We start from the raw sequence: 22,413 nt of genomic DNA, 5'->3' as shown, positions 1-22,413 counted from the left end.
CGTATATAAACGATTGGTTTAACCTATGAGCAAGCCTAAAATAACTGATACGCTGGATTTTCCTTCTGATTTGAATATAACCAAGTCATTATTTGGTGTGGGGACTGTTGGCCTACTGGCTACCGGTGTTGGATATTTTCTGGATCATGATCAGTTTTTCTTCTCCTATCTTGTAAGTTTTTCCTTCTTCTCAAGTATTGCCCTGGGAAGTTTGTTTTTTGTAATGGTTCAACATTTAACCCGATCGGAATGGAGTGCTGTGCTGAGAAGAATTCCTGAAACTTTCTCATCTTATTTTTGGATCTGGGGACTATTTATTATTCCCCTCTTGTTTGGAATGCACTCTCTTTATCACTGGACCCACGCTGATGCTGTTGCTGCTGATCCGGTTCTACAAGGTAAAGAACCTTATTTGAATACCACATTCTTTATCATCCGCCAAGTTATCTACTTTGCACTCTGGAGCTTCCTCGGATATCGACTCTATTCTAAATCGGTTGAAATGGATGAAACCGGCGACTGGGGACTACAAACGCTACTGCGAAGAACCAGCGGACCGGGATTATTTTTCTTTGCTATTACCCTTGCATTTGCTTCTTTCGATTGGATAATGTCGCTTGATCCACACTGGTATTCCACCATTTTTGGCGTTTATTATTTTGCAATGAGTTTCCAGGGATTATTTGCCGTCCTTATTCTTGTCATATTTTTCTTGTGGAATAATAACTTACTTACAAATACCATCCAGAAAAGCCATATATATGACTTGGGCGTGCAGATGTTTGGCTTTACTGTTTTTTACGCCTACATCGCTTTTAGTCAATTCTTGTTGATTTACTATGCTAACATCCCCGAAGAAACCGTTTGGTATTTAGAGCGGCTTAGCGGCGGATATGAATATCTTGCATGGTTCTACCTGTTTGGGCGTTTTGTAATTCCATTTGTAATTTTACTCCCGAAGGGACCAAAATCCAAACCAAAAGTTGTAGGTAGTGTTGCCGTCTTGATTTTAGTATCACATCTGGTTGAACTTTACTGGCTTGTTATGCCGGTACTTAATCACCATGGATTCCATCTTAACTGGATGACTATTACAAGCTTTATTGGTCTCGGAGGTATCTTTTTAGGATTGTTTTTCTATAAGTTTAAGCAAAATAAAATGGTGCCTATTAACGATCCAAAATTAGGAGATTCACTAAATAAACATTAATCCTATAGCTAACAATTAACGCAGTAGAACTGTTACTGCCAACAAAGCTTTTATTTTCATGGCTAACGAGAAGCAAAATTATTCTGCCGAGTTTAAAAAAGAAGTTGCACAAAAGGCATTAGATCAGTCCAAGAAGAACCTGGACCGGCTATCAGAAAAGTATGATGTACCTGTTTCGGTTATCCTAATGTGGGCAACCGAGCTGGAAAAAGGTGGAGAAGATGTTTTTGAGACTAAAGAAAGCGAAGATACATCATCCCCTGAGGAACCGGCAGAAAATGTTGATGTTGACATTTCCGACAAGCAGTTCGCTGACTCTGTTGAGCACGGAGTGATGCAAGATAAGCTGAATTATAAACGCCTTATATTTTGGAGCGTTTTTGGAACAATTTTAGTTGTAATATTTGTACGTGGTCTTTATGAAATGTATCAATACAACACGGAAGTAACACAAGACCGCGTATCATCTGAAAGTGAATACTATCAGGCTAATCAGATGAAAAAAGAAGCACGACAGCAACTCGATAGTTTTGGTGTTGTTGATCTCGAAAATGGCACTTACAGAATACCTATCGACAGCGCAATTAATGAAATCGCTGCAGATGAAGAATAGATAACCGTTTATGAAACACTTAGGGCTTGTAATAACTGTAATAAGCCTGTTTTTACTACCCTACGCTTCCAAGGCTCAATTGAATAAACAAAAGCCAAAGCAACTGGAAGATGTAGGTGTTGAAGAGCGATTAGGCGAGCAGGTTCCGCTCGATTTAACATTCGCCAATGCTAAAGGCGATTCTATAAAGCTTAAAGATTTATTTACTGACGGCAAACCGGTGTTGTTAAATCCGGTTTATTATGAGTGTCCGCAGCTGTGCTCGATGATAAAAGAGGCCATTTTTAAAGGTGTTAAAGATTTAAAGTGGTCACCGGGCAAAGAATACAATATTGTTACTTTCAGTTTTGATCCCAGCGAAACAACAGCTCTGGCTGCTGAAAACAGAGAACGATTTTTGAATAAGCTGGGAAGAAAAAGTGCTGGAAAAGGATGGCACTTTTTAACCGGAACCAAAGAAAATATTGATAAGCTCACTGAAGCTGTTGGGTTTAATAAGAGGCGCTTGCAAGATGGACAGTATGCACACGGCGCTGCTATTATGTTTCTCAGTCCCGATGGCGTGATAACACGTTATCTATACGGGCTTAAGTTTGACGAGTTTAATTTGCGGAATGCGTTATACGATGCAGCTGATGGTAACATCGGAAGTGCTGCAGAACAAGTGTTACTGTATTGTTATCAATACGATGCGGATTCCAACACATATGTACCGGTAGCCTGGAAAATCATGCAGGTTGGCGGCTTTGCTACCATGTTAATTCTGGGTATATTCCTCGGTTTTATGTGGTTGCGGCATCGATATTCTAATAATGAAAAGCAAATAAAAGAAACGAATGGACGCGATTAGAGATTTCTTGTTACCCCCGGCAAAATCTACGCTGGCCGAACAACACGATACCCTTTTCTGGTTCGTACACGGCAGCAGCCTTATTCTGACTATTGGACTCATTGCAGTCTTAATTTATTTCGTCTACAAATATCGTCGCAAGTCTGAAGACGAGGTAACTCCTCTCATCACTCATAACAGTGCTTTGGAAGTTACTTGGTCGGTCATCCCCTTAGTATTAGTTCTTATCGTTTTTGGATGGGGATATCAAGTATTCATGAATCAAACAGTAGTACCTGATGACGCCTATGAAGTTAATGTGACTGCACAAAAATGGATCTGGCAGTTTCAGTATGAAAATGGTGCTCGATCAACGGGCGAACTTCATATACCGGCCGATCGTCCCATCAAGCTAATTATGCAATCGAATGATGTCATCCACTCCTTTTTTGTACCAGACTATCGCCTGAAACAGGATGTGGTTCCCGGCAGATATACCGAGATGTGGTTTAATGCCCCCGAACCCGGCGAATCTATTATTTTTTGTACAGAGTACTGTGGTGACGGTCACTCCGATATGCTTGGTAACGTCATCGTTCACGAGCAGGAAGAATTTGAAGACTGGTTGGCTGAAAATTCCGGAGGAGGATCGCAACCAGAAGATCTTGCACCCGAAGAGTGGGGCGAACAACTGGCTCAAGAATACGCTTGCACTACTTGTCACTCTACAGATGGCAGCCAAATGACCGGCCCAACCTGGCAAGGAAAATTTGGCAGTGAGCAAACTCTTGAAGACGGCTCCACGGTGACCGTAGATGAAAATTACATCCGTGAATCTATACTGGAGCCAAGTTCAAAAATCGTTGAAGGATATCCGGATGTTATGAATACCTACCAGGGGCAGCTTAACGACGACCAGATTAATGCGATTATCGAATACATCAAAACATTGAAGTAATATGGATACAGCAGAATCAAGCTCTACATCTAAAAAAATACAGGTTCACCGGTATAAACCCGATGATAATCCTGATAAGCACTTTCTAAATGAAGAAACAGGACTGTGGTCTTGGTTAACAACGGTCGATCATAAGAAGATCGGCATCATGTTCCTTAGTGCTGTTACCTTTTTCTTCTTCATTGGTGGTATAATGGCATTGTTAGTCCGTACTGAACTCTGGACACCAGCTAAAACCTTTATTGAAGCCAATACTTACAATCAGATTTTTACGCTGCACGGTGCAATAATGGTTTTCCTTTTTCTGGTTCCTGCTGTACCGGCAGCCCTTGGTAATTTTATCTTGCCGCTACAACTGGGCGCCAAAGATGTAGCTTTTCCCAGGCTTAACTTATTAAGTTTTTATCTCTATTTGACTGGAGCTTTTGTTGCTGTCTTTGCAATCCTAAATGGTGGTATTGATACCGGATGGACGTTCTACACCCCCTACTCTTCTACAACAGGCGGTGCAGTTACGACCATGGTTTTCGGTGTTTTTATAATCGGATTTTCATCTATTCTAACAGGTGTAAACTTTATTACTACCATCCACAAAATGCGCGCTCCCGGCCTCACCTGGGATAAACTGTCGCTATTCAGCTGGAGTCTATATGCTACGAGCATTATCCAGATTTTAGCAACCCCAGTGCTTGCTATCACACTTGCACTTCTTGGTATGGAACGCATTTTGGGAATTGGGATTTTTGATCCGGCGATGGGCGGCGACCCTGTTCTGTTTCAACACTTTTTCTGGTTCTACAGCCATCCGGCGGTATACATTATGATTGTTCCCGGCTTTGGTGTTGTTTCGGAAGTTATCACTACCTTCAGCCGCAAACACATCTTTGGATATTGGGCTATAGCGCTTTCATCATTGGCAATTGCCTTTATTAGTTTCCTTGTGTGGGGACATCACATGTTCGTTTCCGGGCAGGCGTCATTAGCCTCTATGGTCTTTTCATTCCTGACCTTTCTGGTTGGTATTCCCACAGGCATTAAAATGTTTAACTGGACAGCAACCCTATACAAAGGTTCGATCGATCTAAAATCACCGCTACTTTACATTTTTGGATTTTTCTTCCTCTTCTTAGTAGGCGGTTTGACAGGTATTGTACTTGCTTCTATCGCCCTCGATGTTCACCTACACGACACATATTACGTAGTTGCACACTTCCACTTTGTAATGGTGGGTGGTATGGTGATGGCGTTATTAGCCGGCGTACATTACTGGTGGCCTAAAATTACCGGGCGCATGTACAATGAAATTATGGCGAAAATTGCCTGTGGTATTATTTTCGTAGGATTTAATGTCACATTCCTTCCCCAGTTTGTAATGGGATCCCAAGGAATGCCTCGACGTTATTTCAACTATATCGAACAGTTTCAACCGTTCCACCAAGTTTCAACTATAGGATCGTATATCCTCGGTTTAGGCTTTCTGATGGTGTTCTACTATTTGGTTAAATCACTATTTACCGGAAAAAAAGCGACAGCAAATCCTTGGGGGAGTCGTGCGCTCGAATGGCAGATAAATACACTTCCGCCACTGCACAACTTCCATCATATCCCCGTAATCATTAACGGTCCATATGATTATCACAAACCGATGGAAGAGTTTCAGTTAGGCTTAGCAGAGTCTACTGATGGACACGGGCAGGAAAGTGATCTTGAAATAACAAGTGATGGCAAAGAAATTAACGCTGAGTAACAACGTATTAACCTGAAAATCATTAATAACTGATTATGGCAGATCATTCATCTTCCACAACACATTCACGATTTTTTCAACATCATTTTGTGGATGCCGACCAGCAGTTTGCAACTGCAAAACTGGGTATGTGGATATTTTTGGTAACAGAAATTCTGATGTTCGGCGGACTATTTGCTGCTTATATCGTATTCCGATTATGGTATCCCGATCTGTTTACCCAAGCCTCTACAGAACTCAATACTTTTTGGGGCGGGGTTAACACCGTGGTACTCATTGGTAGTAGTTTAACGGTAGCAATGGCCATCAAATCGGCACAGTTGAATCAGAAAAAGAACATAGCCATTAACTTGGGAATTACGCTGGCTCTTGCCGCCGTGTTTATGGTTATTAAATACTTTGAATGGACCCATAAGTTTGAGCTGGGCATTTTCCCCGGCCAGTTTTATGATTTCGGGGGCATTGAACATGAGAAGGCAAATGTATTTTTTAGTCTATACTACCTGATGACCGGCTTACACGGCATCCACGTTTTAGTAGGTATGGGCCTGATGGGATGGCTACTTTGGAGATCCCTTAACAATCATTTCAACAGTGAGTACTACACTCCAATTGAAATCACAGGCCTTTATTGGCACCTCGTTGACATTATCTGGATTTTCCTCTTTCCCCTGTTCTACCTAATTGAATAATAACTCTAAATATTTTACAGCTCATGAGCGGACATCATATATCCTCAGATAAAACATTACTTGGCGTTGCAGCCGCATTGCTGGTACTAACAATTCTTACAGTAGGAGTATATTATATCCAAATTCCCGCTCCCTGGAATATTGTCACAGCAATGGGAATCGCTGTCTTAAAGGCAACATTAGTTGCACTATTCTTTATGAATCTTTATTGGGATGAGCGATTTAATTCCATGCTGTTGGTAGCAGGATTAGCTTTCTTTGGATTGTTAGTGGCACTAACACTTTTGGATACCCTTTTCCGTACCGAAGTTATACCAGCTTTCTAACAAGACGATTTCATACCTTTGTAATAAAAAGCCGATCGGCATCCCCGATCGGCTTTTTATATTGGCCTTTATTCTCATTTTTAAATATCGTTATCTATAATAATAACCACCTTCAATGGTAAAATGAGTAAAATAAAAATTGCGGAGCCTTTTTTTAAATAGAGAGAAATTAGACGTCCAATTAGTCAAATCTATCCTGAAAATCATAGTTATCGCCATTGGTAATGCTACCTTTTGATAGGTATTAAAATCCCATACCTCATCCTGTTCAATATTTTTATTACCAATCCAACCAATGTAATATTGACACTCTCAGAAGGGTAACATTTTTCAATATAAATCAGTACATTTGCACCTGACAAAACCACGAGTTTGACATGAAGTTAGCTACAGAATTTTCCCTTTCAGAGTTTTTTGACACTCAGCAAATAGCGGCATACTATGAGCTTACCAAACCGGGTATCACCCTTACGGTTTTAGCAAGTATGGTCATCGGGTTTGTATTGGGATCAGCCGGACAAATCGATTACATCACTCTCATTCATGCTATCCTCGGAACCTGGCTAATAGCATCTGGTACGGCAGCCCATAATCAATTTTTGGAATGGCGGTACGACGGGAAAATGAAACGTACCAAAAAACGTCCTGTACCGGCAAGTAAAATATCCCCCAAAAAAAGCGTATTATTTTCTCTGACTTTAATCACCGTCGGTCTTCTTTATTTACTGCTTGCGGTAAATGCAATTGCCGGATTGGTATCACTCCTAACAACCCTTATCTATTTAGGAATCTATACGCCTATGAAGCGTATTTCGGTCGCTAACGTCTTTATTGGCGCAATACCGGGTGCACTTCCTCCCGTAGGTGGCTGGGCCGCTGCTACAGGCCATCTGGGCAGTACAGGCATGTGGCTGCTGTTTGGCATTGTATTTCTTTGGCAGATTCCCCACGTGATGGCTATCGCCTGGGTCTGCAAAGATGATTACACCAATGCGGGCTTTCAGATGCTCCCAAAAAATGATCCCGCAGGTATTAAAGCAACAATATTAATTGTTGGATGTTTGGTTGCCTTACTGCCGGTTTCATACGGCCTGTATCATATTGGAATGAACAGTTGGATCTATTTAATCGGTGGACTCTTAAGTGGTATCGTTTTCCTATACTATGGACTTATCTTTGCCAAAGATCGGGACAAACCTTCCGCCAAAAAACTAATGTTTGCCTCTTTCGGATACCTACCCGTCATCTGGGCTTTTGTTATTGTTGATATTCTCATCCTCTAATTATTTCTTTTCTAATTCAAAAAGAGTTTTTAGCGAAAAGGTGGAGAAGTAATTACCTTTCATATTATGAGACCTCCGATATTACTTCTTATTATTTCCGGATTCTTGGTAACTGCGTGTGGATGAAACCTAAACGCCCCGGATGATGGGAATGGAGGGACTGATCCTGGTGATGAAACACCCAATTTCAAAAACGTAAGTTCTTCCAACCTCCCCAGCGAACTTAATCACCAGACTAATGCTGCTAAAGCCATAGATATTAATAATGATGGTAATCTCGATCTGGTCTTGGGTGTTGGAGGCCAAAGCAACAAGATCCTCATAAACAACGGAAATGCTTTTTTCAATGACCAAACATCCCAGCGACTTCCACAAATCCTTGATGTGACTTTTGACATCGCGGCTGGTGATATCACCGGTAACAACCTGCCCGATCTATTAGCTGCTAACGGAGGGCCGAATATTATACTTATCAATACCGGCTCCGGTTTTTTCTCCAACCAATCCGGGAACCGAATCCCCTATATTAATGCCATTGAGGAAAGCCAGCACGTTGCCCTTGCTGATGTTGACCGCGATGGTGATCTCGATATCTATTTTGGAAACTCTGCCTTTCAGGAAAATGCAAATCCTCAAGACCGCTTACTGATTAATGACGGTCAGGGATTTTTCTCCGATCAAACATCAGACCGATTGCCCGATATTACAACCAATACGTATGATGCCGAATTCAAAGATTTAGATAACGACGGTGATCTCGATCTAATCGTTGGAAATTACAATGGAGGCTTACGTATTCTAATCAATAATGGAGAAGGCTATTTTACTGACCAATCAGACGAGTGGCTGCCCGAAAATTTCACTCCCCTCGTTATGGATCTTGAAGTAGTCGACTTTAACGGGGATGAACTGCCTGATATCTATGTAGCAGCCCGCAACGGACAAGATCAGCTTTTGCTACAAAGGGATCAGTAAAAGAAAATATATCTGCCACTTAGGATCCAAAATATTGACAGCATATTAAACCGTATTTTTTGTTCCAATCAAAACTGACAGTAACAAAATTCCAGCCCCTCAAGCAATCGCATTTCCACAGTATCTTCTGTATTATCATTTAAAATGATATCAACTAAAAACCATCTTCCAATGTCTCAGCTTAAACGCCTTTCTCTACTATTAGTCTTTCTGCTGTTTTCTACTCCTGTTCTTGCCCAAACTTCTGATACCTATTTTCCTTCTCGCTTTCACTGGGAAACAAAAACAGCTGAAGAGGTCGGGATGAATTCTTCTGATATTGAGGCAGCCATTAAATATGTAAAAGCTAATGAATCCTCCAATCCCAGAGATCTCAATATCCACTTAAACACACGAACCAATGAACCCTATAATAATATTATCGGCCCTGTAAAAGAACGCGGAGACATGACGGGTATGATTATAAAAGATGGCTACCTGATTGCTGAATGGGGAGAACCACACCGTGTAGATATGACTTTCAGTATCTCTAAAAGCTTTCTTTCTACAGTTGTTGGAGTAGCATGGGATAAAGGTATGATTGATAGTATAGATGACCGTGTTCAAAAATATTCACCTGTTGAGCATTTCAACTCTGAACACAATTCCAAAATCACCTGGAATCACCTGTTGCGCCAGACCAGTGACTGGGAAGGCAAACTGTTTGGTAAACCTGACTGGGCTGATCGTCCTGAGAAAGAACTAACCCAAGAGGTTATAAATCGGGAGCGAAATGAGCCCGGCAGCGAATGGAAATACAACGATGTGCGGGTAAATCTACTTGCATTGGCAGCATTGAAAGTCTGGCGGGAACCACTACCCGCCGTTCTCAGAGATCATGTTATGGATCCTATCGGTGCTTCTAACACCTGGCGCTGGTATGGCTATGAGAACTCATGGGTAAACATTGACGGCATAAAAATGCAGTCGGTCAGTGGTGGCGGGCACTGGGGCGGTGGCATGTGGCTCAGTGCTTATGATCAGGCAAAGTTCGGATATCTCTTTCTAAGAGAGGGCAACTGGGATGGAAATCAGATCCTTTCCGACAACTGGATTAGAATGGCTCGGACCCCTACTGAGGCCAATAACGGCTATGGTTATATGAACTTCTTTTTAAATCACGACCAAGAGCGTCTACCCAGCGCGCCGAAAAATGCGTATGTTTTTCTCGGGGCTGGCATTAACATGGTTTATATCGATCAAAAAAATGATCTTGTTATTGTTGGGAGATGGATCTCTGATTACGACGCTATGGACGGTTTTGTCAAACGTGTGATTGACGCCATAGAATAGACTAACTGACTTTGAAAGTGCCAAGGTCTGCTTTACCCATGAATCACATTATAATCCTTTACGACCGTACGCAGGAATTTTAACATGCCCTTTTCCCTGGCCTCTTCAATTCCCATCTTTTCCTGTATAGCATTACACGTTTTCAAAACCATAATCTTATACGTTTGCCGATCATATTCTTTCCTTTCATTCAATACTTCTTTAACAATAGATATATCGTTGTCATTTAATACCGATACCTCGGGATAAACGGGCTCATACCCATCTTCTACATCTGCATACAAAGTATCAGACAGGCTGGTTCTTTTTTTATTCTCTACCACTGCAGTCCCCGCTGCTAAGTCTCCCAAGCGCTGACCTTTGCCATTAATCAAAATCGTAACAAAAGCTACAGTACCAGATGTAGTAGTAATATCAATAAGACGAAAAATCCATCGCATTATATAATTGCCAAATGTTGCCGGGGTACCTTCAGTTTTCATAACTTTGATACCTACCACCTTTTTTCCCGGCGACTGTCCCTCCATAAAAAGCTCAAAAGTAAGATGATAAGCCATAAGTGGAAGCCCCACTGCCAACATGATAATCCACGTTGATGGCTCTGAAAACTCAAAAATAATAGCAAGAGAAACTGCCAGGTAAATCCCCATTATGATTAAATCTAAAATGTAGGCACCAATACGTGCTCCAATGCCTGCTGGAGTGTAAGCTATCTGCACATGTTGAGAGGTTTCTATATTTAAATGTTTCATAAAGAATAGTGGTAGCCAGCTATATTTTTTTGATGAGTTAAATAAAATCCGTTTTATTAGGTTAAAATATCAAAAGCTTTTCGAGCATCAAGTTATCCACCGTTAATTATATGGGTGCAATTAGTATAAGAGATTATGCGAGAGGTTAAATTTTTACGACAAAATGCTCCCCACTGGAAAAAGTTTGAGCAACTGCTAAAACAACCCAAAAAAGCCGATGCAGATGAACTCGCTGATTTATATACTCGTCTAACTGATGATCTGGCATGGGCACAAACATATTATCCCAATAGTGAGACTACTGCATATCTCAATGAGCTAACTGCAAAGGTACATGAACAGATTTATGAAAACAAAAAAGAGGATAAACGACGTATCCTCCATTTTTGGAAACAAGAATTACCACAACTCTACTATAAGCATCACCTTAAACTTACGATTGCATTCACAGTATTCGTTATTGCTCTCGGCATAGGTATCATATCAGAGTTAAATGATCCCGATTTTAGCCGGATGATATTGGGCGACCAATATGTAAATATGACGATCCATAATATCGAACAGAACGATCCCATGGCTGTATATAAGCAAGATCATTCCATGGATATGTTTCTGGGAATTACCATCAATAATATTCGGGTCTCTTTTATGGCATTCGTTTCGGGTGTGCTTGCTTCGGTAGGAACCGGCTTACTGCTCATGTATAATGGGATTTTTATTGGGGCATTCTTGGCTATGTTTAGTAAATACGGCTTAGTTACCGAATCACTGTTAGTAGTCTTTATTCACGGTACCCTTGAGCTATCGGCGATAGTAATTGCCGGGGCGGCCGGTATTGTAATGGGGAATGGTATCCTGTTTCCCGGCAGCTATAAACGCTTGACCTCATTTAAGCAAAGTGCCCGCGAAGGACTTAAAATGACATTTGGGTTAGTACCAATATTTATATTGGCCGGGTTTTTAGAGTCTTTTGTCACACGATATACCGAAATGCCACTACTGTTGAGTCTATTCATTATAGCAGGTTCACTACTTTTTGTACTGTGGTATTTCATTTTATATCCTCGTCATCTCCAACAATAAATAACTAATCATTATGCCTGATACTTTTAAAATAAAACAACCTCGCGATTTTGGTGACCTCATTACGGCACCATTTACATATATTCGTCAGCATTATGAAGTACTTGGCAAAAGTTTGCTCTATTTTGTCGTACCCCTCATTGCTGTAACAAGTATTCTAATGACCCAGTACTTTTCAGCTTCTTTTGAGATGGGAATGAATCCGGATGCCATGGAGTCAGGAGAATTCCTATCAAATTTCATGGCTACTTCCGGAACCGGAACATTCTTTGGAGTACTAACAATGACCGCTCTTGCTGCAGTAATATATACTCACCTGAAGCTGGTAGCTGATCAAACGGTCTCTAACACTGAAATAACAGTAGATGATATTTGGAAAGGACTTAAATCGAACTTCTTAGCAATTTTGGTGATCTCGATCGGAGTCTTTTTTGCAACAGTGTTTGGAATGATTGCTTTGATAATACCGGGTCTCTTTATCTCTGTCAAACTTACTTTGGTTACCGCAGCCTATGTGTTAGAGGACAAACACACTATAAGTGATGCATTTTCAAGGTCATGGCATTTAGTTACAAATCACTGGTGGTTTACACTGGGACTGGTTATTGTAGTTTCAATTCTTATTGCCCTTCTATCTCAAGCTCTAAGCCTGCCCTTTGTAATAATCTCTGCTATTAGTGGATTTTCTGGATTTGCAGATCCTAATACAGCAGGTACGTTAATAGCTATTTTCTATGGATTTGTAACCTCTTTAAACTATGTGTTTTATAGCATACTATACTTGGCCCTCGGCTTTCACTTTTATAATCTGGTAGAACGTAAAGAAGGGGAAGGACTACGCCAGCGTATTAATGAAATTGGAAACTCTGCAAACGCCTAACCATTCTATTCGTTGAAGTCTTACCGCTATTTCTTGCTTTTCCTTTTTATGACTGTTCTTCCGTTTGTTGCTTTCGGGCAACAAACGGAGCGGCAGTCCTGTGTTCCGGATGCCAGGCAGCCGTCCGAACAAACCATCAATTCCTATGCCCAACAAGACGATTTTACCTATCAATCTCTTCCCAAAGAAGACCAATCACTGGTAGAAAAAATTTTTGCCTGGGGATTAAACCAAATAGCTAAACTGCTGGACAATCCCACAGCAAATAGCATACTTAAACTTTTATTCATACTGATTTTTATCGGGCTTACTGTCCTCCTCATTAACCAGTTTATGAAAGGGAACATAAGCAATATTATTCGCAGTAATGGTATCCGAAAGCAACCTGTAACCTTTAACAAACAAGATTTTGACAATCTTGACCTGGATGGGCTTATCAACAATGCCATTGCTGATAATAACTATAGTTTAGCTGTCCGCTATTTATATCAACAAAAACTTAAACAGCTACAAGAGGGCGGTTATATTAACTGGAAAAAAGAAAAAACCAACCGCACTTACCTCTATGAGATAGATGACCCCAAACTCCGTACTCATTTTCGTGAATTAACCCGTTATTATGAACTAATTGAATATGGAAACTTTTCAATAACCAGTACTGATTTTCGGTCTATTCACGATCAGTTTAAAGAAATGCGAACACTTATTCGGCGTTCACCGTGAAGAAGAAGCACCTGTATATTTCCATTTTAGTTATTACTGTGGCAGGATACCTACTGGTTCAATGGGCCCAACCTAAACCTGTTGACTGGTCGCCCAGTTATTCCGGTCTGGCTAAAAAACCCTATGGTTGCTTTATTGCACGTAATGTACTGGATGATATTTTCCCCGATCATCCTATTCGTTACCGCAACATACCCATTTTTAAAAGCCGCGACTCTACTTCATTCCAAAATGAAATCTATATCAACAGCAGTTTTTCACCTGATCAGTATGAGTCTGAAATATTATTGGAACGGGCACACAACGGGAAAAACATTTTCATCTCTGCCCATACTCTTGATGGACCGCTGTCCGACAGCCTTCAATTGAAAGTAACCGATCCGCCTATATTTTCAGCCCCTGCTCTTGATTCAAAATGGGATTCACTGGGACTAAATTTTACTTCCAAGAGGGAATCTTATGAGGGACAATGGCACTTTCCAAAAATGCTGGCAAGCCCCTATTTTACAGATTTTGACTCATCAGCAACTACCATCATGGGTAGTAATGAAAACGGTGAAACAAATTTTATTAAGATTAAACATGGGAATGGCAAACTCTATGTGCATACTGTACCTTATGTATTTACAAACTATTTTATGCGTGATTACCAAAAGACAAAGTATGCCTCGCGTGTGCTTTCCCATCTTCCAATAGCCCCAACAGTTTGGGATGAATATAACAAAGACGGCCGCATGGTTAATACCTCTCCCCTTCGTTATATTGTTTCCCATCCTCACCTAAAGTGGGCTTGGATTACAGCGCTTATTGGATTAGCTCTATTTCTTGTTTTCCGTGCTAAACGACGGCAGCGTGTTATTCCTGTTATTGAAAAGCCTACAAATTCCACCGTAGAATTCACGAAAACTATCGGCCGCCTCTACTATCAGAATGGAGATCATAAGGATATTGCTTCCAAAAAGATTAAATATTTGTTAGAACATATCCGGGAAAATTTGAACCTGGATACCCAAAATATCAATGACAATTTTTTAGAACATCTTTCCCAGCGTTCGGGAGCAGATCATGAAACCGTAAGAACGCTTTTTAACTTTATTGATCAAATTCAAAATAAAGAGAACATCTCTTCTGATGAACTCTGGTATTTGAACAAAAATATTGAATCCTTTTATCAACAATCATCGCGATGAATAACCAACCTGAAGAACTATCTGACAACTCCAACTCCTTTGCACCAGCTGTACAAAATAGAACTGACCTTTCCGGCATTAAAGCCATGGCTGATAGTATCCGCAGCGAAATTGGTAAGATAATCGTAGGTCAGCACCGTATGGTAGATCTGCTTATTACAGCTCTGCTGGCAAATGGGCATGTCCTCGTTGAAGGCGTCCCCGGTGTAGCTAAAACCCTTACCTCCAGACTATTTGCGCGTACCTTGTCGACCGACTTTTCTCGCATCCAGTTTACCCCCGACTTAATGCCGGCGGATGTCATCGGTACTTCGGTATTTAATCCTAAAACAACGGAATTCAACTTTAAAGAGGGACCAGTTTTCTCAAACGTGGTTCTGATCGATGAAATTAATCGATCACCTGCAAAAACACAGGCCGCACTTTTTGAAGTGATGCAAGAGCGACAAATATCGGTTGATGGCACCACTTATGCCATGGAAGAGCCTTTTATTATCCTAGCAACCCAAAACCCCATTGAGCATGAAGGGACCTATAAATTGCCGGAAGCACAGCTCGATCGTTTTCTCTTTAAAATTAATGTAGACTATCCCGACCAAGATCAGGAAACGGCTATTTTAGAAGGGGTCCACAAGCGTAAGAACCAAAACAATCCCTCTCAGCTCGATCCCGTTGTTGAACCTAACAGGTTGATACAAAACCAATCATTGGTTTCTGATATTCATGTCGAAAGATCCTTAATGCAATATATTACCGACATTACACAACATAGCCGAAATCATCCATCTATCCACATTGGAGCCTCACCAAGAGCTGCTGTATTTATTATGCGTGCAGCCCAGGCTTGGGCGGCCATCAATGGGCGCGACTTCGTAATTCCCGACGATATACAAGATATTGCTCGACCGGTATTGCGTCACCGTCTTATTTTGACGCCCGAAAAGGAGATGGAAGGTACAAAAACTGATGAGGTAGTAACACAAATTCTAAAACAGATAGAGGTGCCCCGATAGTACATTTCATCAAAAATATCTATCTGACCAACCGTTTTTTTATCTCCCTGGCTTCCGTCTGTGTATTTTTTGTGTTGGGATACTTCTATCCTGTCATCGGAGCCATAGCTGAAATATTATTATTAGCCCTTTCGGTCTGTTTGGTAACAGATGCCCTGCTTCTGTTTTATCCCGGACCGGGCGTAGACGCCACAAGAAATCTCCCCAAACGGTTATCAAATGGAGATCCCAATGCCATTTCTATCAACCTACAGCATTACTACCCCTTTGAAGTTGGGTTTACTATTATTGATGAACTACCCTTCCAGTTTCAAAAACGAGATCATAACTTTAATGATAGCCTGGCGCCCAAAAAACAAACTAAAATCAGTTACAAGTTAACTCCTACACAACGAGGAAGCTATACCTTTGGAGCGCTCAATATTTATATAACCTCACCACTGGAGCTTATTGAGCGGCGATATCGTTTTGATGAAGAACAGGAAGTACCGGTGTATCCATCCTTCATTCAAATGCGACAATTTGAATTATATGCCATCTCAGACCGACTACAAGACGTAGGAATAAAAAAAATTCGGCGTATTGGTCATACGATGGAATTTGACCAGATACGAGAATATGTGCGGGGCGACGATGTTCGATCTATCAACTGGAAGGCAACGGCCCGTGCTGGGGATCTTATGGTGAACCAGTATAGGGATGAACGGTCCCAACAGGTATACAGTGTTATCGATACAGGCCGTGTCATGAAAATGCCTTTTGATGGTCTGCAACTGCTTGATTATGCCATTAATTCAAGCTTGGCTATTTCTAATATTGCCCTTACCAAACACGATAAGGCTGGCCTGATTACTTTTGGTGACAAGGGATGTAACATCGTGCCTGCTCAAAAAAAACGGGCACATTTGCAGAAAATTCAAAAAGCACTATACAATGTTGATACTGATTTCAAGGAGTCTGACTTCAACCGCTTGCTTACCTTTATGCACAATAGGATTTCTCAGCGAAGCCTTATTTTGTTGTATACAAACTTTCAAACTATTGAGAGTATGAAGCGAAAACTGCCGGTTCTTCAGCAACTTGCTTCCAAGCATCTGTTAGTCAACATCTTTTTTATCAATACAGAACTGGACGACCTTTTACAGAGTACCCCCAAAAGCGAAGAAGAGATCTATATTAAAACTGTTGCAGAAAAATTCAATTATGAAAAGAAAAGTATTGTCAAGATGCTGAACCAGCGTGGTATTCAAACTATTCTCAGCCGGCCTCAAGACCTCTCGATCAATACTATCAACAAATACTTAGAGCTAAAAGCTCGAGGATTTATTTAATAGGGTCTTTGAATACTTTCCCCAATATTATTTAAAAATGCAATAGCACAAGCATCTCATTCAAACTGAAAAGTAGCACTAACTACCGCAAAAATGGGACGTTTGATCGATGGTAATACAGGATTATGCAAGTTCTTGATTTCTTTCTGGTACTCTGTTACAAAACAGAAAAACATACTGAAAACTGACCATCAGAGCAGGGCGACGGACTAAGAGTTAAAATAATATCCCCATATTCCCTGCACTTTAAAAAAGGATGTAAAACTGTTATTCGTAAATAGGTGGATATTTTGCCGGATTCGCTTCGCTCATAAGCGCATAAACCGCCTCAAAGATATCCTCTTCGTTAGGTTTAGAAAAGTAGTCTCCATCTGAACCATAGGCCGCACGGTGCTCTTTGGCGGTTAAACACTGCGGCTCTGAATCCAAGTAGTAATATCCTTTTTGATCCTGAATAACCTTGTTCATCATATAGGCCGACGCACCGCCGGGGACATCTTCATCCACAAACAAAATGCGATTGGTTTTCTTTAGGGATTCCACAATATCTTGATTGCGATCGAACGGTAACAGGGTTCGCACGTCAATCAGTTCTGCCGAAATGCCAACATTTTCTAACTCCGGTAATACATCCTCACAAATATTACAGGTCGACCCGTACGAAACGATAGTGATATCAGTACCTTCAGATACCACGTTGGGAATGCCGAGCGGTACCGTAAATTCTCCTAAGTTTTCCGGCAGATCTTCTTTTAATCGATAGGCGTTGAGCGGCTCTATAACTAATGCCGGATCGTCCCCCTGTAGCAGCGTATTATACATTCCCGCGGCTTCAGTCAGATTTCGCGGCACACAAACGTGCACACCTCTAATTCCATTGATAATCATGCCCATGGGCGATCCGGTATGCCAGATTCCTTCCAAACGATGACCGCGCGTTCGAACAATTAGGGGGGCTTTTTGTCCACCCATACTTCGGTAGCGAACAGTGGCAAGGTCATCACTCAATCCCTGAAAACAGTAAAGCAGATAGTCCAAGTACTGAATTTCGGCTATGGGGCGTAACCCTCGCAATGCCATTCCAATACCTTGTCCCAAAATAGTTGCTTCACGAATACCGGTATCACTGACGCGGAGTTCCCCATACTTATCCTGCATGTTTTCGAGCCCCTTATTTACATCGCCCAGCTTGCCGGTATCTTCACCGAAAACAAGCGTTTCGGGATATTTATCAAACAGCTTGTCAAAATTATCGCGCAGCACCACGCGACCGTCCACACTTTTGGGATCATCACTATACACAGCTGGATTTTCTTCTACATTCAGCGGAGACTGTTCGCCTTCACTGTATAAATAACTATCGTATCGGTAACTGTTATCCTCATTACTTTCTTCCAGCCACTGTACCAGTTTCTTGCGCGAAGAAATATTTTCATCTCGTGTCAAACGCAGTGCTTTACGTGCCGCAGAAACAATGTATTTTCGAAGCGGTATGATAGGAGTCTTCATCTCCTTTATGAACTTTTTCAACTCCTCTGATTTACTGCTCTCAGCAGTAAGATCTTCAATAAGCGCTGTTACCGTTTCACGCTCATCCTTCAACTCTGATTTAAATGATTTCCACGCTGCTTTCTGTGCTTCTTTAGCTTCTTTCTGGGCCTCTTCTTCAACTGCTTCAATCTCCTCTTCCGAAGCGATATCCTCTTCAATCAACCAGTTTCGCGTTTTGTTAAGGCAGCAATACTCTTCTTCCCATTCAAGGCGCTCATCAGACTTATAACGCTCATGTGATCCTGATGTAGAGTGTCCCTGCGGCTGTGTTACTTCAGTGACATGTACTAATACAGGTACATGTTCTTCGCGAGCTATTTGGGCAGCTTTTTCATAAGTCTCCAAAAGTGCAGGATAATCCCAGGCCTTAACTTTCAGTATTTCAATTCCCTCCTGCTCTTTCGTCCGTTGAAAACCTTTTAGAACTTCAGAAATACTATCTTTTGTCGTCTGATATTTACGCGGCACCGAAATACCGTAGCCGTCATCCCAAACCGACATCACCATAGGTACTTGCAGCACGCCGGCCGCATTAATTGTCTCCCAGAAAACGCCTTCAGAAGTGCTGGAATCACCAATAGTACCCCATGCAACTTCATTTCCACCATCTGAAAACTTTTGGAATTCTTCCTGATCCAAAAGCGAATCATGATTACGATACACTTTTGACGCCTCCGCCAGCCCCAGTAATCGCGACATCTGTCCCGCAGTAGGCGAAATATCCGGTGACGTATTTTTCATTGACGTCAGATCTTTCCAGCTGCCATCATCATTGAGACTACGCGTACTAAAATGTGCATTCATCTGACGTCCACCTGAATGAGGCTCCTCTTCAACATTTGCATGCGCATAAAGCTGGGCGAAAAACTGCTGCAACGTAACTTGATTGATGGCCATCATAAAAGTTTGATCCCGGTAATAACCAGCACGGAAATCTCCTTCCTTGAAATATTTTGCCATTGCAATCTGCGGCATCTCTTTACCGTCACCAAAAATTCCAAACTTGGCCTTTCCAGTGAGGGTTTCTTTACGTCCCAGATAAGAAGCCTCTCGACTTTTAAAAGCCAATTTATAATCGGCTAAAATCTCTTGTTTCTGCTCTTGAGAGTAAGAAATATCTGACGATTTCTTCTCTTTTTTTGTCTTTATAGATGCCATAATATCTGTTTTCAGTTAAAACTTTTGCAGCAGTATAAATTATTTTCAGATAGCCCTTTAAAAGCCTACTCCATAAAACCGCCTTTCGTCATTTTAATAGGATCTAAAGCCTGATCCAACTCTTCATCACTTAAGTCCGTCATCTCACGGGCCACTTCTTTAACCGGACGACTTTCAGCAAATGCCTTTTTCGCAATTTTTGCTGCTTTATCATATCCAATAAGCGGGTTTAAGGCAGTTACTAATACTGGGTTCCGACCAACCATATCGGCGACTCGCTCCTTATTTACGCTCAATCGAGAAACAGACCGATCGGCCAAGTTGCGAACTGCATTACCCAAAATATTGATTGATTCTAACAAATTATGAGCAACAACTGGCAGCATAACGTTCAATTCAAAATTTCCCGACTGTCCTGCTACTGTGATGGCAGAATCATTTCCGATCACCTGGGCACAAACCATGGTAATAGACTCTTCAATCACGGGATTTATTTTACCCGGCATAATTGACGAACCCGGCTGAAGTGCTTCAAGCTCTATCTCCCCGATTCCACTATTGGGACCAGAATTCATCCACCGAAGATCATTGCCAATCTTCATCAATCCCGTAGCAATTGTTTTTAGCTGACTACTTAATTCAACAGGGGCATCTACCGTTGCCTGCGCTTCAAAATGATTTTGAGCTTCACTTAAATCCGCATCCACTTCTTCGGATAGCGCTTTGGCCATCTCCGTACCAAACTTAGGATTGGTATTTAATCCTGTTCCCACTGCCGTACCCCCCTGTGGGAGTTCCGTAACTCGTTCCAATGTTGATTCCAGTCGTTCAACCCCAAGCTCGAGCTGACGTGCATACCCGTCGAACTCCTGTTTGATCGTTACCGGCATGGCATCCATAAGATGCGTACGCCCCGTTTTGACGACATCAGCAAACTCTTCACCCTTCTCTTTAAATGCTTTTTGCAAGTGATCAAGAGCAGGAATTAAATTGTTCTCTACAGCTAATATCGCTGCAATACGGATTGAAGTTGGAATAACATCGTTGGAACTCTGACCATAATTTACATGATCGTTGGGATGGATCTCGGTATCAACATTATCTCCCTTAAGCTCATTCGCTCGTTTGGCAATGATTTCATTAGCATTCATGTTGGTTGATGTCCCAGATCCCGTCTGGAAAATATCGATGGGGAAATCTTCATCAAACTTACCTTCAGCAACTTCCGATGCTGCTTCTTGAATAGCTTCGGCAACCCCATCTTCAAGTTCCCCCAATTCAGCATTTACTCTCGCAGCATTTTTTTTAACCAATCCAATTGCCTCAATAAATCCCCGGCTAAACCTGATACCACTCACCGGAAAATTATCAACAGCACGCTGGGTTTGTGCACCGTAATAAGCATTTTTCGGTACTTTCACTTCTCCCATTGAATCCGTTTCAATACGATAATCACTCATAATACTCGATTTTTTAGTCAGAAATTATTTTCAATGCCACAGAAAGTACGTTCTGCGCAGGCATTCAAAGGTAGGAAATTTTTCGGAGATTTCGGAGTCTCGGAAGGCAGTAAAATCAACTCCGATCTAACAACTCACACTGTCTTAAATAAGAACTCAAAAAAGACCTATGCTACAAGTCCTTGCAATACATTCGGTAGGTCTTTTCAATGCTCGCACCAATTTTTTCAGCAACCCGAATCATATTTTTATTAGATTCCAAAACCCAACTCAATTCAGACGAATTATAACCTACTTCCCTGCCGTTTATTATCGCCTCTTTGTGAAGCAAAGCATCAATGCCTTTGCCCTGATATTTTGGAATAACTCCCATCAAAGCCGTGCGAATTTGGTCTATATTTCGACGGTGCCAAAGCAGTTTAAAAATTCCGGTTGGAAATAACGTACCGTCAGTGTGCTTTAAAGCCTGGTTTAAATCCGGGAGACCAATCGAAAAAGCTACCGGCTCCCCATCAACTTCAGCGATATGAGCTACTTTCGGGTCGAGGATAAGTTTCAAATCCTTGGCCAGTTCTTCCAATTCTTCTTTTGACAACGGGATAAATCCCCAATTTTGTGACCAGGCCTGGTTAAATATATTTCTAACAATTTCTACTTCTTCATCAAGATTCTTCGTATCAATCTCACGGATCTTGAGCTTGGGCAAACGACGGCGAACAATCTCCTCAGCCCGGTAAATTCGATCAAGTGTTACGCTGGCCTGCGTCACCCGAAAAGCATACATATCCATCTCTTTCTCGAGCCCGGCATTGGTAATTAAATTATCATAGTAAGATTTGTGATACGGCATCATAAAGCTGGGTTCGTACTCAAATCCATCGACCAAAATGCCAATCTCATCCATCATGCTTGGATTCGCCGGGCCTAAGACATCCGTATGTCCCCGCTTCTTTAACCAGTCACTTGCCACTTTAAATAAAAGATTGGCTACTGACTGATCATTTATACACTCAAAAAATCCAAAAAAACCAGTCTTGTTATTATGATGCTCGTTATAGCGATAATCTTGTATAGCAGCTATCCTACCACAGGGTTTGCCATCCTGCTCGGCTAAAAACAGGGCGATATCACCCTTATCATAAAACGGGTTATTTTCTGTATCGATAAGCTTCTTCTGCTCCATTTTCAGTGGAGGAATCCAGTTCTCATCTTCAGAATAATGCTGATAAGGAAAGTCTATAAATTGTTTACGCTCACTTTTGGTTGTTGCAAGCGTAATACCATTAATTCGCTGAGTGGTTTTCACA

At 41.4% G+C, this 22,413-nt stretch carries 20 protein-coding genes; 16 read left to right on the top strand and 4 right to left on the bottom strand.

What is annotated here, in order from left to right; genetic code table 11:
* Positions 1-25: 25 nt before the first annotated feature.
* From CK503_RS12110 to CK503_RS12065, 10 genes are all read left to right on the top strand, one after another.
* Complete coding sequence (locus CK503_RS12110; RefSeq protein ID WP_095607082.1) at positions 26-1,210, top strand: hypothetical protein; 1,185 nt, start codon at positions 26-28, stop codon at positions 1,208-1,210.
* A 58-nt stretch (positions 1,211-1,268) separates the two neighbouring features.
* Positions 1,269-1,823 carry a hypothetical protein gene (locus tag CK503_RS12105; RefSeq protein WP_095607081.1) on the top strand — a complete coding sequence of 185 codons (555 nt, stop codon included), beginning with the start codon at positions 1,269-1,271 and terminating at the stop codon, positions 1,821-1,823.
* Positions 1,824-1,833: 10 nt separating this feature from the next.
* On the top strand, positions 1,834-2,673 hold the full coding sequence (locus tag CK503_RS12100; RefSeq protein ID WP_095607080.1) for an SCO family protein: 840 nt from the start codon (positions 1,834-1,836) through the stop codon (positions 2,671-2,673).
* On the top strand, positions 2,660-3,610 hold the full coding sequence (coxB, locus tag CK503_RS12095; protein WP_095607079.1) for a cytochrome c oxidase subunit II: 951 nt from the start codon (positions 2,660-2,662) through the stop codon (positions 3,608-3,610). Before CK503_RS12100 ends, coxB begins: the two co-directional genes overlap by 14 nt.
* A gap of 1 nt (position 3,611) precedes the next feature.
* Entirely contained in the window at positions 3,612-5,357 is a 1,746-nt protein-coding gene (gene ctaD, locus CK503_RS12090) for a cytochrome c oxidase subunit I (RefSeq protein WP_095607078.1), read from the top strand.
* A gap of 35 nt (positions 5,358-5,392) precedes the next feature.
* Positions 5,393-6,049: a cytochrome c oxidase subunit 3 family protein gene (locus CK503_RS12085; protein ID WP_095607077.1), complete on the top strand. Its 657-nt coding sequence runs from the start codon at positions 5,393-5,395 to the stop codon at positions 6,047-6,049.
* A gap of 23 nt (positions 6,050-6,072) precedes the next feature.
* The gene (locus CK503_RS12080; RefSeq protein ID WP_095607076.1) at positions 6,073-6,375 is read left to right on the top strand and encodes a cytochrome C oxidase subunit IV family protein; all 303 of its coding nucleotides are present in this window, start codon (positions 6,073-6,075) and stop codon (positions 6,373-6,375) included.
* A gap of 377 nt (positions 6,376-6,752) precedes the next feature.
* Positions 6,753-7,658 (top strand): heme o synthase, encoded by a 906-nt coding sequence (cyoE, locus tag CK503_RS12075; protein WP_095607075.1) that lies wholly within the window; start codon positions 6,753-6,755, stop codon positions 7,656-7,658.
* Between the two features lie 252 nt (positions 7,659-7,910).
* A complete protein-coding gene (locus CK503_RS12070) occupies positions 7,911-8,633 on the top strand; it encodes an FG-GAP repeat domain-containing protein (RefSeq protein WP_350354269.1) in 723 nt (240 codons plus the stop codon).
* A 171-nt stretch (positions 8,634-8,804) separates the two neighbouring features.
* Complete coding sequence (locus CK503_RS12065) at positions 8,805-9,965, top strand: serine hydrolase domain-containing protein (RefSeq protein ID WP_095607073.1); 1,161 nt, start codon at positions 8,805-8,807, stop codon at positions 9,963-9,965.
* 32 nt (positions 9,966-9,997) lie between these two features.
* Here the strand turns inward: CK503_RS12065 and CK503_RS12060 are convergent, their stop codons facing one another.
* Entirely contained in the window at positions 9,998-10,717 is a 720-nt protein-coding gene (locus CK503_RS12060) for an RDD family protein (RefSeq protein WP_095607072.1), read from the bottom strand.
* 135 nt (positions 10,718-10,852) lie between these two features.
* Between CK503_RS12060 and CK503_RS12055 the strand changes: the two genes are divergently transcribed.
* The 6 genes from CK503_RS12055 to CK503_RS12030 all read left to right on the top strand — a co-directional run bounded on the left by CK503_RS12055 (position 10,853) and on the right by CK503_RS12030 (position 16,937).
* Positions 10,853-11,800 (top strand): stage II sporulation protein M, encoded by a 948-nt coding sequence (locus CK503_RS12055; protein WP_095607071.1) that lies wholly within the window; start codon positions 10,853-10,855, stop codon positions 11,798-11,800.
* Positions 11,801-11,813: 13 nt separating this feature from the next.
* Positions 11,814-12,680: a hypothetical protein gene (locus CK503_RS12050; RefSeq protein ID WP_095607070.1), complete on the top strand. Its 867-nt coding sequence runs from the start codon at positions 11,814-11,816 to the stop codon at positions 12,678-12,680.
* A 48-nt stretch (positions 12,681-12,728) separates the two neighbouring features.
* Positions 12,729-13,403 (top strand): DUF4129 domain-containing protein, encoded by a 675-nt coding sequence (locus tag CK503_RS12045; RefSeq protein WP_095607069.1) that lies wholly within the window; start codon positions 12,729-12,731, stop codon positions 13,401-13,403.
* Positions 13,400-14,593 (top strand): DUF4350 domain-containing protein, encoded by a 1,194-nt coding sequence (locus tag CK503_RS12040; RefSeq protein ID WP_095607068.1) that lies wholly within the window; start codon positions 13,400-13,402, stop codon positions 14,591-14,593. The genes CK503_RS12045 and CK503_RS12040 overlap by 4 nt, the downstream gene beginning before the upstream one ends.
* The gene (locus tag CK503_RS12035) at positions 14,590-15,606 is read left to right on the top strand and encodes an AAA family ATPase (RefSeq protein WP_176466307.1); all 1,017 of its coding nucleotides are present in this window, start codon (positions 14,590-14,592) and stop codon (positions 15,604-15,606) included. Before CK503_RS12040 ends, CK503_RS12035 begins: the two co-directional genes overlap by 4 nt.
* A 71-nt stretch (positions 15,607-15,677) precedes the next feature.
* Complete coding sequence (locus CK503_RS12030; protein WP_255233413.1) at positions 15,678-16,937, top strand: DUF58 domain-containing protein; 1,260 nt, start codon at positions 15,678-15,680, stop codon at positions 16,935-16,937.
* A gap of 267 nt (positions 16,938-17,204) precedes the next feature.
* Here CK503_RS12030 and CK503_RS12025 read toward each other — a convergent pair whose 3' ends face one another.
* From CK503_RS12025 to CK503_RS12015, 3 genes are all read right to left on the bottom strand, one after another.
* Positions 17,205-19,646 carry an alpha-ketoacid dehydrogenase subunit alpha/beta gene (locus CK503_RS12025; RefSeq protein ID WP_095607065.1) on the bottom strand — a complete coding sequence of 814 codons (2,442 nt, stop codon included), beginning with the start codon at positions 19,644-19,646 and terminating at the stop codon, positions 17,205-17,207.
* Between the two features lie 65 nt (positions 19,647-19,711).
* Positions 19,712-21,106: a class II fumarate hydratase gene (locus tag CK503_RS12020; RefSeq protein ID WP_095607064.1), complete on the bottom strand. Its 1,395-nt coding sequence runs from the start codon at positions 21,104-21,106 to the stop codon at positions 19,712-19,714.
* A 172-nt stretch (positions 21,107-21,278) separates the two neighbouring features.
* Positions 21,279-22,412 (bottom strand): GNAT family N-acetyltransferase, encoded by a 1,134-nt coding sequence (locus CK503_RS12015; RefSeq protein ID WP_255233412.1) that lies wholly within the window; start codon positions 22,410-22,412, stop codon positions 21,279-21,281.
* Position 22,413 lies beyond the last annotated feature (1 nt).

Source organism: Fodinibius salipaludis (genome assembly GCF_002287075.1).
GTDB lineage: Bacteria > Bacteroidota > Rhodothermia > Balneolales > Balneolaceae > Fodinibius > Fodinibius salipaludis.
The sequence above is the reverse complement of the archived record's forward strand: the minus strand, read 5'-3'. Positions and strand labels throughout refer to the sequence as shown.

Bases quoted from the DNA above. Each gene is read 5' to 3' on its own strand.
- CK503_RS12110 (WP_095607082.1), top strand. From the start codon at position 26: ATGAGCAAGCCTAAAATAACTGATACGCTGGATTTTCCTTCTGATTTG.
- CK503_RS12105 (WP_095607081.1), top strand. From the start codon at position 1,269: ATGGCTAACGAGAAGCAAAATTATTCTGCCGAGTTTAAAAAAGAAGTT.
- CK503_RS12100 (WP_095607080.1), top strand. From the start codon at position 1,834: ATGAAACACTTAGGGCTTGTAATAACTGTAATAAGCCTGTTTTTACTA.
- coxB (WP_095607079.1), top strand. From the start codon at position 2,660: ATGGACGCGATTAGAGATTTCTTGTTACCCCCGGCAAAATCTACGCTG.
- ctaD (WP_095607078.1), top strand. From the start codon at position 3,612: ATGGATACAGCAGAATCAAGCTCTACATCTAAAAAAATACAGGTTCAC.
- CK503_RS12085 (WP_095607077.1), top strand. From the start codon at position 5,393: ATGGCAGATCATTCATCTTCCACAACACATTCACGATTTTTTCAACAT.
- CK503_RS12080 (WP_095607076.1), top strand. From the start codon at position 6,073: ATGAGCGGACATCATATATCCTCAGATAAAACATTACTTGGCGTTGCA.
- cyoE (WP_095607075.1), top strand. From the start codon at position 6,753: ATGAAGTTAGCTACAGAATTTTCCCTTTCAGAGTTTTTTGACACTCAG.
- CK503_RS12065 (WP_095607073.1), top strand. From the start codon at position 8,805: ATGTCTCAGCTTAAACGCCTTTCTCTACTATTAGTCTTTCTGCTGTTT.
- CK503_RS12060 (WP_095607072.1), bottom strand. From the start codon at position 10,717: ATGAAACATTTAAATATAGAAACCTCTCAACATGTGCAGATAGCTTAC.
- CK503_RS12055 (WP_095607071.1), top strand. From the start codon at position 10,853: ATGCGAGAGGTTAAATTTTTACGACAAAATGCTCCCCACTGGAAAAAG.
- CK503_RS12050 (WP_095607070.1), top strand. From the start codon at position 11,814: ATGCCTGATACTTTTAAAATAAAACAACCTCGCGATTTTGGTGACCTC.
- CK503_RS12045 (WP_095607069.1), top strand. From the start codon at position 12,729: ATGACTGTTCTTCCGTTTGTTGCTTTCGGGCAACAAACGGAGCGGCAG.
- CK503_RS12035 (WP_176466307.1), top strand. From the start codon at position 14,590: ATGAATAACCAACCTGAAGAACTATCTGACAACTCCAACTCCTTTGCA.
- CK503_RS12025 (WP_095607065.1), bottom strand. From the start codon at position 19,646: ATGGCATCTATAAAGACAAAAAAAGAGAAGAAATCGTCAGATATTTCT.
- CK503_RS12020 (WP_095607064.1), bottom strand. From the start codon at position 21,106: ATGAGTGATTATCGTATTGAAACGGATTCAATGGGAGAAGTGAAAGTA.